Genomic DNA, 14,793 nt, shown 5'->3' with positions numbered 1-14,793 from the left:
CGCTTTTCCGCTCGCGGACGGGGACCGGGGAGTTGCGTATACAGCGGCAGAACGGAGTGATTGATGGGTTCATTGGCCACCGATCGTGTCGACCAATGTGCTTCCGGCGAATTTTCAGCACAACCCTTCGCTCTGTCACCGGCGCAAACCGCCCTGTGGTACGCGCAGCGGATTCGACCCGATGTGCCACTGACCATCGCGCAATACGTGGACATTCACGGTGATCTCGACGTGGGCCGGCTGCTCTACTCCATCGAGCGGTTCGGCGCGGAATCCCAGGTGGGCCAGCTGCGCGTCGTGGAAATCGACGGCGTGCCACAGCAGGTGGTGGATTCGGCGCATCGGCCCGGGTGGGCCCGGATAGACCTGCGCCAGGAACCCGATCCGCGCGCGGCGGCGCTGCGGTGGATGAACGAGCACGCCAGCAGCCCGATCGATATCGAACACGAGCCGTTGACCATCAACGTCGTTCTGCGCCTCGGCGACCAGGACTATATCTGGTACTGCCGCGCTCACCACATCGTCATCGACGGCTATGGCGCCATGAACGCGCTCACCCGCACCGCCGAGATCTACACCGCACTGGAGAAACACACCGAGCCGTCGGTCTCGCGGGCCGCCTCGCTGGCCGAGATCTACGCCGGGGAGTCGCAGTACCGGGAGTCCAGCCGCTACCGCGCCGACCGGGAGTACTGGCGGGAGCAGCTCGCAGGGGTAGGCGCGCCGCTGACCCTGTCGTCGTCGGGGATCGCCTCGTCCACGCCGGATCCCGGCCGGCGCATCGCGGCGGCCGTGCTCGACGCCGAGACCGAAGCCGAACTCGACACCGCCGCAACCACTTTCGCTACGCAGAACTCCGCACTGGTGGTCGCGGCGCTGGCCGGCTACGTGCGCGCGGTAACCGGCACCTCCGATGTGGTGCTGAGCCTGCCGATGTCCGCGCGGACCACGGTCGCGCTGCGCCGCTCCGCGGGTGTGGTGTCGAACGTGGTGCCCATCCGGGTGCGATTCGACGCCGGCACCACGGTCGCCGACGTGGTCAAGGCCACCGAACTGCAGATCACCGGCGCCCTGCGGCATCAGCGTTATCGCCACGACGACATCAGACGCGACTGCGGTTATTCGCGCGATGCCCGCGGCTTCTTCGGGCCGATGGTCAACATCATGCTGTTCCACAGTGAACTGAACTTCGGCAGCTTCGTCGGCTCGTTGAACGTGCTGTCGACCGGACCGGTCGAGGATCTGTCGATCAACCTCTACAACGGCGAGGGCGGGCGCATCCACGTCGATTTCGAAGCCAATCCGCAGCTGTACGGCGCGGCCGAACTGGCGCGCCACCACGAGCGGTTCCTCGGCTACCTGAACCGCTTTCTGACCGCCGATCCGGCCGATCCGGTCGCGGCGGTGCCGGTGATCACCGACGCCGAACGCGACGAGGTGCTGCGGCAGTGGAATGCGACCGCGGTGCCGGAGCGGCCGGGCACGCTCGCCGACCTGTTCGGCACGCAGGCGCGGGCCACGCCGGATGCGATCGCACTCGAATTCGACGGCGACACATTGACTTACGAACAGCTACGGCAGCGCGCGGACCGGCTGGCCCGCATGCTGATCGCCCGCGGCGCCGGACCCGACACGGTCGTGGGCCTGGCCATGCGTCGCAGCCTCGACCTGGTGGTCGGCATGTACGCGATCGTGCGCGCGGGGGCGGCCTATCTGCCGATCGATCCCGATCATCCGGCCGAGCGCACCGCGCACATCCTCGAGCAGGCCGCGCCGCTGTGCGTGCTGACCGCGGCCCGGGACGAGGTCGACTTCCCCACAGAGGTCGCGGTGATCGACGTCCAGGAGCTCGGCACCGAAGATTCCGGCGCCGAACCGCCGATCACCGACGCCGACCGGCGCGCACCGCTGCACCGCGACCACCTGGCCTACGTGATCTTCACCTCCGGCTCGACCGGTAAACCCAAGGGCGTCGGCATCACCCACGCCGCCATCGTGAACCGCCTGGCCTGGATGCAGCACCGGTATCCGCTCGACGACAGCGACACCGTCTTGCAGAAGACTCCCGCGACCTTCGATGTGTCGGTGTGGGAGTTCTTCTGGCCGTTGCAGATCGGGGCGCGGCTGGTAATCGCCGCGCCGGACGGCCACCGCGATCCGGCCTATCTCGCGCGGATCATCGCCGAAAAGAACGTGACCACAGCCCATTTCGTGCCGTCGATGCTCTCGGTCTTCGTGACCGACACCGATGTGCGCGGCTGCGGCGGACTGCGCCGGGTGTTCTGCAGCGGTGAGGCGCTGCCGGCGGCGACCGTCCGCGATTTCCACGCCGTGGTTCCCGGTGCGCGACGGTCCGGATCGTCGGCATCGGCCGGTGGGGCGCAGCTGCACAACCTGTACGGGCCCACCGAGGCGGCCGTCGACGTCACCTACTGGGCCTGCGCGCCGGAGAACGACGTCATCCCGATCGGCGCGCCGGTCTGGAACACCCAGGTCTACGTCCTCGACGAGACCTTGCGGCCGGTCGCGCCGGGTGTGGTCGGCGAACTGTATCTGGCAGGCGTGCAGCTGGCCCGCGGCTATCTGGGCCGCCCCGGCCTGACCGCGGATCGCTTCGTGGCCAATCCGTTCACCCCCGGTACACGCATGTATCGCACCGGCGACCTGGTGCGATGGCGGATGGATCCGATACCGCCCGCGACCGGTGCCGACCGGTTGCCCGCAGTCCTGGAATACTTGGGACGCAGTGACTTTCAGGTGAAGATCCGCGGGCAGCGGATCGAACTGGGCGAGGTCGAGGCGGCGCTGCTGGCCGACGAGCGGATCGCCCGCGCGGTCTGCGTCGCCCACACCACACCGGCCGGTGACGAGCTGGTCGGCTACGTGGTGGCCGCGCCGGGGCACACCGTCGACAGCACGGCGCTGATCGCCGACCTGCGCGGCGTCCTGCCCGGGTACATGGTGCCGACCGTGGTCGTCGTACTCGACGAATTGCCGTTGAGCGCCAACGGAAAGATCGACCGCAAGGCGCTGCCCGCACCGGAGGCGACCGCGCGCCGCGGCGGCGACAGCATCGTCGAGCCGCGCACGGCCACCGAACGCCAGCTGGCCGCCCTCGTCACCGAGGTCCTCGGCTGTGAGAGCCTCGGCGTCGAGGACAGCTTCTTCGACCTCGGGGGCAATTCGCTCTCGGCCGCCCGGGCCGTGGCCCGGATCAACGCCGCCTTCGGTTCCGGTCTGACCATCCGGGATCTGTTCGAGTCGCCGACGGTCGCCCAGCTAGCCGAACGGATCGGCGCGCACGGCGTCGACCGTTCCTCTCCGAAATTGGTGGCCGGCCCACGGCCGCAACGCATTCCGCTCTCACTCGCTCAGCAGCGGCTATGGATCCTCAACCGTTTCGCCGAACACGCCGGCGCCTACAACATGCCGCTGGCCGTCGAGCTGAGCGGACCGCTCGAGGTCGAGGTACTGCGCGCCGCGCTGCTCGATGTGCTCGACCGGCACGAGAGCCTGCGCACCACCTTCCCCGATTCGCCGACCGGCCCGGTCCAGGTCATCCACCCGGCCGCCGAGATCCCGCTGAACCTCGAGCCGATCGACGCCACCGGTGCCGACGCGCTGGCCCTGGCCACCGAATACGCCGGATACGGCTTCGATCTGCGCAGTCAGGCGCCGATCCGGGTGGCGCTGTATGCCACCGGACCCGACGAACACATCTTCCTGGTGGTCCTGCACCACATCTGCGGTGACGGCTGGTCGGTGGCGCCGCTGGCCCGCGATCTGATGGGTGCGGTCGCCGCGCGGACCACGGGGCGGGCCCCGCAGTGGGCGCCGCTGCCGGTGCAGTACGCCGATTTCGCGCTGTGGCAGCGCGAACTGCTGGGGGACGAGACCGACCCCACCAGCGCGTTGGCGCGGCAGCTTGCCTACTGGCGCACCGCCCTGGCCGACCTCCCCGATCAGCTGGACCTTCCGCTGGATCGCCCGCGCCCGCGTCAGCGCGACACCGCCGGTGGCCGAGTCGAATTCACGATTCCGGCCGAAACCCGCCGCGCGGTGGCCGCGGTGGCGGCCGAGCGCGGCGTCAGCACGTTCATGATCATGCATGCCGCTCTGGCGAGCCTGCTCTCACGCCTGTGCGGCACCGCCGATATCGCCATCGGCACTCCGATCGCGGGCCGCTCCGATCCCGCGCTCGACGACCTGGTCGGCATGTTCGTCAACACCCTGGTGCTGCGCACCGAGGTGGACCCCGCCACCGGATTCGATCGCATCCTCGACCGCGTCCGCGAAACCGACCTCGACGCCTTCGCCAACGCCGATGTGCCGTTCGAGCGGCTGGTCGAGGTCGTCAACCCGTCTCGCGACGCGGGCAGGCACCCGCTGTTCCAGGTGATGCTCTCCTACGAGAACAACCCCGAACTGCGGGTCGAATTGCCCGGTCTCAGCGCGCGCGTGCTGCCGATGGATGTCGGCGTCGCGAAATTCGATCTGCAACTGATCGTCCACGACAGCGATGCCGCCGACGCCGAGGACGGCCCGCTGACCGCCGAATTCGGTTATGCCGCCGACATTTTCGACCACTCCACGGTCGAGTCGGTGGCGCGGCGTTTCGTCCGGCTGCTCGACGCCGCGGTCGGCGCGCCGGAGACCCCGGTCGGTGATCTGCCGATTCTCGACGCGCGAGAGGTCGGCAAACTGGTGCCGATCGCGGGCGCGCCCGGTGTGCCACCGCTGAGCCTGGCGCGGCTGCTGCACGAAACCGCGGAACGGGTCCCGGAGCTGGTCGCGGTCCGATACCGGGGCCGTGACACCACCTACCGGGAGCTCGACGAGGACTCCAACCGGCTGGCCCGGGTGCTGATCGAACACGGCGCCGGTCCCGAGGTGGTGGTCGCGATCGCGCTGCCGCGCGGCCTGGCCTCGATCACCGCGATCTGGGCGGTCGCCAAGACCGGTGCCGCCTATGTGCCGGTCGACCCCGGCTACCCCGCCGAACGTATCGAGCACATGCTCGCCGATTCCGGTGCGATGCTCGGCGTGACCGACGCCCGCAGCCACGCCGCCATGCCGAAGCGGCCGATGCACCGCGGGCGCCACCGCAAACAGGGCGCCGACTGGCTGCTGATGGATTCGGGCGTCCTCACCGACGCCCTCGCGCGGGTCTCGTCCGCGCCGATCACCGACCGGGATCGTCCACTGCCGCTGCGCATTTCGCATCCGGCGTATCTGATCTACACCTCCGGCTCGACCGGAAGGCCCAAGGCGGTCGTGGTCACCCACGGCGGTATCGCCTCGCTGGCGCACGAGCAGATGCACCTGTTCCGGGTCAACGACACGGCGCGCACGCTGCACTTCTCCTCGCCCTCGTTCGACGCCTCGGTGCTCGAACTGCTGCTGGGCTTCGCCGCGGGCGCCACCATCGTGGTCGCGCCGGCCGGACTCTACGGCGGCGCCGAGCTCGCGCGCCTGCTGCGCGACGAGCGGATCACCCACGCGTTCATCACCCCGGCCGCGCTGGCGACCGTATCCCCGGACGGCCTCGACGATCTCGAGGCCGTCATCGTCGGCGGTGACGCATGCCCCGAGGATCTGGTCCGCACCTGGACCGCCGGGCGGCGCATGCACAACATGTACGGCCCCTCCGAGGCCACCGTCGCCGCCACCGCCAGCGATCCGATGGTCGCGGGCCGTCCCGTCCCCATCGGCAAGCCGGTGCGTGGGATGCGATTGTTCATCCTGGACAACAGGTTGCGTCCGGTTCCGCCCGGCGTCGCGGGGGAGTTGTACATCTCCGGGCCCGGCCTGGCGCGCGGCTATCTGGGCCGCCACGGCCTGACCGCCGCCCGGTTCCCGGCGAATCCGCACGGGCGCCGCGGCGAGCGCATGTACCGCACCGGCGATCTGGTGACGACCGACGGCAACGGTGTGCTGCGCTTCCTGGGCCGCGCGGATGATCAGGTGAAGATCCGCGGCTTCCGCATCGAACTGCGCGAAATCGACCATGTGCTGCGCGCGCATCCGGGTGTGCGGTTCGCGATGACCGTCGTGCACACCGGTGAGCACGGTGCCGCCCGGCTCGCCTCCTATCTGGCCGCCGACACCGAGATCGATCCGGCCGAGGTGCTCGAGACCGCGCGCCGCCACCTGCCCGCCTATATGGTTCCCGCGGCGATCACGGTGCTGGACCGGGTGCCGGTGACTCCGGCGGGCAAGGTCGACCGTAAGGCGCTGCCCGCGCCGGTATTCACCTCCGCCGGACCGTCCCGGGCGCCGGAATCGGAACTGGAACAGCGGGTCGCGCAGGTCTTCGCCACGGTGCTCGGCCACGCCGTACCGGGCGCCGAGGACAGCTTCTTCGACGCCGGCGGCAACTCGCTGCTGGCCACGCGGCTCACCGCCGCACTGCACGCCGAATTCGGCGTCGAATTGCCGGTCCGGGCCATTTTCGAAACGCCTACCGTGGCCGGTGTCGCGGCGCACCTGGAACACGCGCCGCGCACGAACCGGGTGGCGCTGACGCGGTACGACCCGCGCCCCGGCCGGATTCCGCTGTCGCTGCCGCAGCAGCGAATGTGGTTCCTGAACCGCTTCGACCCCGAATCCAGCGCCTACAACATCGCTTTCGCGTTGCGCATCGACGGCGATCCGGATCTGCCCGCTTTGCGTGCCGCGGTGGCCGATCTGGTCTACCGGCACGAGGTGCTGCGCACGATCTTCCCCGAGGATCAGGCCGGTCCGTACCAGTTGGTCCTCGACTCCGACCGCTGCCTGCCGGTGCTGGAACCCGTGGTGACCGACGACCATGACGCCCGGCTGGTGCTGCGCGGCCTCGCCCAGCGCGGATTCGATCTCACCCGGGAGATTCCGTTGCGAATGATGTTGCTGCGCACCGGGATTCGTACCTATCAGCTGGGCATCGTGGTCCATCACATCGCCGCGGACGGCTGGTCGCTGGGACCGCTCACCACCGATCTGATGGTCGCCTACACCGCGCGTCGCGACGGGGCGGCTCCGGCCTGGGCGCCGCTGCCGGTGCAGTACGCCGATTTCAGTCTGTGGCAACGCGAATGCCTCGGCGACGAATCCGATCCGGCCAGCGCCGCGGCGGTGCAGCTGCGGTTCTGGCGCGAAACTCTCGAGGGCCTGCCGGAGGAGCTGCCGCTGCCCTACGACCGGCCGCGCCCGGCCGAGCCGACCAACAGCGCCGGCACCGTGCGGATCCGGATGCCGGAAGAGCTGCGGGAGCGGCTCGAGGAGCTGGCCCGCGCGCAGGGCGTGAGCCTGTTCATGGTGTTGCGCTCGGCGCTGGCGGTGGTGCTGCGCGTTGTCACCGGCGGCCGCGACATCGTCATCGGCACCCCGGTGGCCGGGCGGGGCGACACCCGCCTCGACGACCTGGTCGGCATGTTCGTCAACACCCTGATGCTGCGCTCGGATGTCGACCCCGACCACACCTTCGCCGATCAGCTGCGCGCCGACCGTGACGGTGAACTCTCCGCCATGTCGCATGCGGAACTGCCGTTCGAGCGCATCGTCGAGGAACTCGGCCGCGGCAACGGCGGACGGCGGCCGCTGCTGCAGGTCGCGCTCACCGTGCAGGACACCACGCCGCCGGCCCTGGAATTGCCCGGCCTGCGGTTGCGCGCGGAGGAACTCGACATCGCGGTGGCCAAGTTCGATCTGGAACTGCGGGTGCCCGCCGATACCCGGGACCTCGAAATGGTCTACGCCGCAGAGCTTTTCGACGAGGACACGGTGCGCACGCTGGCCGAGCGGCTGCTGCTGGTGCTGGAGTCGGTCAGCGCCGATGCGCGGATTCCGGTGCGCGACATCGACGCCCGCACCGACGTCGAACGCACGGACTTCACCCCGCGCCGCGGCCCGGCCGCCACCCCGCAGTGCAGCCTGGCGAACTACTTCACCGCGACTGCGCACCTGCATCCGCACCGCACCGCGATCCGCAGCGGCGACGACGAGCTCAGCTACGCCGAGCTGGAGGACTGCTCGAATCGGATCGCCCGCGCCCTGATCGCTCGCGGCGTCGGCAGTGGCGACCGGGTCGCGATCGGACTGACCCGCTCGATCGAATCGGTGGTCGCCGCCTTGGCCGTCACCAAATCCGGGGCAGCGTTCGTCCCGGTCGATCCGAAGTACCCGGCCGACCGCGTCCGGCATATGCTCGCCGACTCCGGGTGTGCGCTCGGAATCTCGATGACCGCGCATCTGGACCGGTTGCGCTCCGCCACCGCAGGTAACAACTCGGCGCCCGGCACCGACTGGCTGCTGCTCGACGACCCGGTACTGCGCGTCGAGCTGGACGTGCAGGACGAGCGCACGATCACCGACGCCGAACGCCTGCGCACGGTGAGGACATCCGACCTGGCCTACCTGATCTACACCTCCGGTTCGACCGGAAAGCCCAAGGGCGTGGCCGTCACGCACGCCGGGTTGTCCAATTTCGCCGACTGGTTACGCGACCGGATGCGCGTGGACGGCGAGGCCCGGACTCTGCACTTCGCGAGCCCGAGTTTCGATGCGGCCGTGCTGGATCTGCTGCTGACGATCTGCGCAGGCGCGACCATGGTGATCTGCCCGCCGGATATCTACGGCGGCGACGAACTGGCGGCTCTGATGGATCGTGAACGCATCAGCCACACCTTCATAACCACCGCCGCCTTGGCCACCATTGATCACCGTCGCTGGCCGCTGCCGCACCTGCGCTCGATCATGGTCGGCGGTGAGGCGCTCGGAGCGGATCTGGTCGAGCGGTGGGCGCCGGGCCGGATGCTGTTCAACGGCTACGGCCCGACCGAAACCACCATCGTGGTGACGATCGCCGGACCGATCGCGGTCGGTGCACCCATCACCATCGGGTCGCTGGGGCGAGGTGTACACGCCGTAGTCCTCGACGAACGGCTGCGTCCCGTCCCGGTCGGCGTCCCGGGCGAGTTGTATCTCGGTGGCCAGTCGGTCGCGCGCGGCTACTTCGAGCGCCCCGGCCTCAGTGCGGCCCGATTTGTCGCCGACCCGTACGGGCCCGAAGGCGCGCGGATGTACCGCACCGGCGATGTGGTGCGGTGGCGCGCCGACGGCGAGATCGTCTACCTCGGCCGCAGCGATCACCAGGTGAAACTGCGTGGTTTCCGCATCGAACTCGGCGAGATCACCGAGGTGCTGGCCGCGCACCCGGCGCTGCGTTTCGCCCACACCGAGGTGCGCACGATCGCGGGCACACCGCGGATCGTGTCCTATGTGCAGCCCGCCGAGACCGCCGCCGAACTCGATGTCGAGGCGTTGCGTGACCATGTGGCCGCGCACCTGCCGGCGCATATGGTGCCCAGCAGTGTCACCGTGCTGGACCGCATTCCGCTGACCCCGGTCGGCAAACTCGACCGGGACGCGCTGCCGGAACCGCGGCAGATCACGACCGCGGCGCGGGAACCGGGCACCGACACCGAACGCCTGGTCGCGCGGGTGATGGCCGAGCTGATCGGCGCCGAATCCGTCGGCGCCGACGACAATTTCTTCGAGATCGGCGGAAACTCGCTGCTGGCAACGCAATTGGTCGCCCGGCTCAGCGATGCCACCGGGGTGCGGGTGCAGGTGCGTTCGGTCTTCGGCGCTCCCACCGTCGCCGAACTCGCCGCCCTGCTCGACGGCGGCGTCCGCGACGGCGACCACGGTCCCGTTCTGACGCGGCGCGAGCGCCCCGCCCGGGTGCCGCTCTCGGCGGCGCAGCGGCGGCTGTGGTTCCTCAACCGGTTCAACGCCTCCTCGGCCGAGGATCTGTCCGGCGTCTACAACGTGCCGGTCGCTTTGCGCATGCGTGGCGCGTTGGATGTGGCGGCGTTGCACGCTGCCCTGCACGCGGTGCAGCGGCATCACGAAACGCTGCGCACGGTCTTCCCGGAGGTCGACGGCGAGCCCTACCAGCGGGTACTCGCACCCGGCGAGGCCGCGGTGGCGCTGCCGGTCGTCGACGTCGACGAGGGCGAAATCACCGGCGCGGTACGGACTTTCGCGGCGGCCGGATTCGACCTCGCCACCACCGCACCGCTGCGCGCGCAGCTGCTGCGGATCGCCGCCGACGATCACGTACTGGTGCTGGTGGTCCACCACATCGCGATGGACGGCTGGTCGCTGGAGCCACTGGCCGCCGATATCGCCGGTGCGTACCGGTCGTATGCGGCCGGGTCGGCGCCGGAATGGGCCGAGTTGCCCGTCCAGTACGCCGATTACACGCTGTGGCTGCAGGACACCCTGGGCGCGGAGGACGATCCGGAATCGCCGATCAGCCGCCAGCTCGACTACTGGCGCCAGGCACTGGACGGCATTCCCGAACTGCTGCCGCTGCCCACCGACCGGCGCCGCCCGGCGACGCCGAGCTATCGCGGCGGCACGGTGGAGTGCGTCCTCGATGCCGTCACCCACCGCGAACTGCAGACCGTCGCCGCCCGCCACGGCGTCACCATGTTCATGGTCCTGCACGCCGCGCTGGCCTCGCTGCTGCACCGAATCAGCGCCGAGCACGACATCACCGTCGGCACCCCGATCGCGGGACGCGGACAGCAGGCCCTCGACGCGATGGTCGGCATGTTCGTCGGCACGCTGGTGCTGCGCACGCCGGTCAGCGGCGCGCACACCTTCGCCGATCTGCTGCGCGCGGTCCGCGACACCGACCTCGAGGCCTTCGCACATGCGGATGTGCCGTTCGAGCGGCTGGTCGAGGTGCTCAATCCGGCGCGCTCGCAGGCGCACCACCCGATGTTCCAGGTGATGCTGTCGGTGCGGAATCAGCCGGTTCGCAGCCTGGAGCTGCCGGAGCTGACGATCGAGGCGTGCGACGCCGATCCGGGGATCGCGAAATTCGATCTGCAGTTCACCCTCACCGAATCGTGGACCGAGCAGCGGGAACCGGCCGGGATCACCGTCTCGGTGAATTTCGCCCGCGACCTGTTCGACGACACCAGTGCCGCCCGCCTCGGCGCCCGCTTCGCCCGGCTGCTGCAGGCAGCGGCCGCGAATCCGGAACTGCCGGTGGGCGATCTGGAGCTGCTCGACCCCACCGAATGGTCGACGCTGGCGCCCGTGCGGGGTGCGCTCGCCGGCCGTCCGGGGACGCTGCCCGAGGTCTTCGCCGCCGCGGTGGCCGCCGATCCGCGGGCGATCGCCCTGCGCACCGAAGACGCCGAGATCAGCTACGGTGCGCTGGACCGGTGGACCAACCGCCTGGCACGAGTACTGATCTCGCTCGGGGTCGGACCGGAAATGCTTGTGGCCGTGGGTATTCCGCGGTCGATGGAGTCGGTGGCGGCGACCCTGGCGGTGGCCAAGGCCGGTGCGGCGTTCGTGCCGGTGGACCCGAACTATCCCGAACACCGCATCGCCCACATGCTCACCGATTCCGGTGCCACCCTGGGCATTACGCTCGCCGCCCACCGCGAGCGGATGCCCGCGGGCGCCGAATGGATGGACCTGGACGGACCGGACCTGCAGGAGCACGTGCTGCGCGCCTCCGAGGCGCCGATCTCCCCGGCGGAGCGGCGGGGCCGGTTGCGGATCGAGAACCCGGCCTACGTCATCTACACCTCCGGTTCGACCGGCACCCCCAAGGGCGTGGTGGTCACCCACGGCGGTCTGTCGAACTTCGCCGCCGAAACCGCCGAGCGGTTCGACGTGCGGCCCGACAGCCGGGTGCTGCACTTCGCCACCCCGAGCTTCGACGCGGCGATGCTCGATCTGCTGTTCGCCCTGGGCGGGGCGGCGACGCTGGTCATCGCCCCGACCGGGATCTACGGCGGTGCGGAGCTCGCCCGACTGCTGGCCGAGGAGGACATCACCCACGCGTTCATCACCACCGCCGCGCTCGGCACGGTGGATCCGGCCGGACTCGATTCGTTCCGGCACGTGCTCGTCGGTGGCGAGGCGCTGCCGCCGGAGCTGGTGGCGCGGTGGGCGCCCGGCCGGAACCTGCACAACGTGTACGGCCCGACCGAAACGACCATCGTGACGCTGATGGCCCCGCCGATCGCACCGGGTGCGCCGATCACCATCGGCGAACCGATTCGCGGTGTGCACGCGGCGGTCCTGGATCCGCGGCTGCATCCGACCCCGGTCGGCGTCGTCGGCGAGCTGTACCTGTCGGGTCCGGCGCTGGCGCGCGGGTATCACAACCGCAGCGGGCTCAGCGCCGGGCGGTTCGTGGCCAATCCGTTCGGCAAGCCCGGCGAACGTATGTACCGCACCGGCGATCTGGTGCGCTGGGTGCAGCGCGGTGGCCGCTTCGAACTCGAGTACGTGGGCCGCACCGACCACCAGGTCAAGATTCGCGGTTTCCGCATCGAACTCGGTGAGATCGACGCCGCACTGCACCGCCACGCCCAGGTCGAGTGGTCCACCACGATCGGTCACCGGACCGCCGCGGGCGCCACCGCGCTGGTGTCGTATGTGAAGCCGCGTACCGGCACCGATCCGACGCCGGCGCAGTTGCGCGCCCATGTGGCCGGCCTGGTGCCGAGTTATATGGTGCCGCAATCGATCATGCTGCTGGAGTCGGTGCCGCTGAGCCCGGTGGGCAAGCTGGATCGCAAGGCGCTGCCCGAACCGGTCTTCGCCACCGAGCACGGCTACCGCGCGCCGTCGGGACCGATGGAAACGGCGGTCTGCGACGCGTTCGCCGAGGTTCTGGGAGTCGACAAGGTCGGCGCCGACGACGGGTTCTTCGATCTGGGCGGCAACTCGCTGCTGGCGACGAAGGTGGTGGCGCACCTGCGTTCCGCGGGGATCGAGATGCCGGTGCAGCTGATGTTCGCCGAATCCACCCCGGCCGGCATCGCCCGGCAGCTGGCGGCTTCCGGCGAGGATGTGCTGGCGGTCGCGATGCAGCCGCTGCTGCCCATCCGTCCCGCCGCCGAGGCCACGCTGCCGCCGCTGTTCTGCGTGCACCCGGCGATCGGCCTGTCGTGGTGCTACGCGGGCCTGCTGGCGCATCTGCCCGGCGACCGCCCGGTCTACGGGCTGCAGGCGCCGCACATCACCGGCGAGCAGGAGCACGACTCCATCCGGGCGGCCGCGAAAGATTACGTCGCGCATATGCGTTCGGTGCAGCCGGAGGGGCCGTACCATCTGCTCGGCTGGTCGCTGGGTGGTTTGATCGCCCACGAGATCGCGGTGCAGCTGCAGGAGGCGGGCCAGCGGGTGGCGCTGCTGGCGATGATGGACAGTTACCAGCTCGGCGACCGCTGGCTCGACCAGGCGATGCCCGGCGTGGCCGACATCATCGGCGAATTCGGCAGCGATCTGCTCGGCGGCGACAACGGCGTGGATCCGGGCCTGACCCTGGAGGAGGCGGCCGAGTTGCTGCGCGGCCGGCCCGGCCCGTTCGCGGCGCTGACGATGGATCACCTGCAGCGGCTCTACACCGGATACGCCAACGGCACGGTGCAGGCCAACGGATTCCGGCCGCGCGTCTTCGACGGTGATCTACTGTTCTTCACCGCCGCCGACGACGAGGTCAACCTCGTCGATCCCGAGCGCTGCGCCGCGGCCTGGGAACCGTTCGTGACGGGTGTGATCGAGGACCGCAAACTGCGCTGCCGGCATTCCGGCATGACGACACCGGAAGCGCTGGCCGTCATCGGTCCGGTGCTGCGGCAACAACTCGAGGCCGCCGCCGGCGGCGACACGGAGGAGACGCTGTGAGTTTGGCAGTGGAAGTCACCGATCTGGTCAAGACCTACGGTAAGGCGCGGGTACTCGACGGCGTCGACCTGGAGATCCCGTCGGGGACCGTGATGGGGCTGCTGGGTCCCAACGGCGCCGGTAAGACGACGACGGTCCGAATCGTCACCACCCTGTTGAAACCGACCTCCGGCAATGTCCGGGTCGCCGGGGTCGACGTGGTGCATCATCCGGCGCGGGTGCGCACCCGGATCGGGCTCTCGGGGCAGTACGCCGCGGTCGACGAGAACCTGTCCGGATTCGAGAACCTGCGGATGGTGGCCCGGCTGTACGGCATGGACCACAAGAAGTCCGCCGAGCGCGCGACCGAACTGCTCTCCGCGCTGGGGTTGGAATATGCGGCCGGGCGGCGCGCGGGCACCTACTCCGGCGGTATGGCCCGCCGTCTGGACCTCGCCGGTGCGCTGGTGGCCCGGCCCACGGTCGTGGTGCTCGACGAGCCGACCACCGGCCTGGACCCGCGCGGCCGGCTCGACATGTGGAAGGTGATCGGCGATCTGGTCGACGACGGCACCACCGTGCTGCTGACCACCCAGTATCTGGAGGAGGCCGATCAGCTGGCCGACCGGATCACGGTGATCGACAAGGGCCGGGTGATCGCGCGCGGCTCCGCCGACGAACTGAAGACCTCGATCGGCGGCGACCGGCTCACCGTGACTCTGGCCGAGGGGCAGGACCCGGGCCCGGCGAAGTCGGTGCTGGGCGAGGTCGGCCTCGGCGAGCCGATCCACGAGCCGGGCGCCGATCACGTCTCGATCGTGGTCGGCGACGGCACCCGGACCATGGTCGAGGCCCTGCGCCGGCTCGACGACGCGGGAGTGTGTGTGGTGGATGCGGAGGTGACCCGGCCGAGTCTCGACGATGTGTTCCTGTCGCTGACCGGCACGCCCGCAGAGCCGATCGAGGAATCCGAAACCGAAGACGTAGCAGAGGAGATCATGTCGTGAGTACCGTCGAAGCGGCGGTCGCCGAATCGGAGACGGCGGCAGAGCCCACGCAGACCGACGCGGCGGTGACGCGGCCCGACACCGACAGCGACGTCCATAC

At 69.9% G+C, this 14,793-nt stretch carries 2 protein-coding genes; both read left to right on the top strand.

Annotated features, from left to right (window positions below):
- Window positions 1-63 precede the first annotated feature (63 nt).
- On the top strand, window positions 64-13,707 hold the full coding sequence (locus tag NE2_RS05385) for a non-ribosomal peptide synthetase (protein ID WP_084493815.1): 13,644 nt from the start codon (window positions 64-66) through the stop codon (window positions 13,705-13,707).
- Window positions 13,704-14,693 (top strand): ATP-binding cassette domain-containing protein, encoded by a 990-nt coding sequence (locus NE2_RS05380; protein ID WP_063024378.1) that lies wholly within the window; start codon window positions 13,704-13,706, stop codon window positions 14,691-14,693. Before NE2_RS05385 ends, NE2_RS05380 begins: the two co-directional genes overlap by 4 nt.
- The last annotated feature ends 100 nt before the right edge of the window (window positions 14,694-14,793 follow it).

The organism is Nocardia elegans NBRC 108235 (genome assembly GCF_001612845.1).
Classification (GTDB): Bacteria; Actinomycetota; Actinomycetes; order Mycobacteriales; family Mycobacteriaceae; genus Nocardia; species Nocardia nova.
Note: the sequence above shows the minus strand (reverse complement) of the source record. Positions and strands in the feature narration are given on the sequence as shown.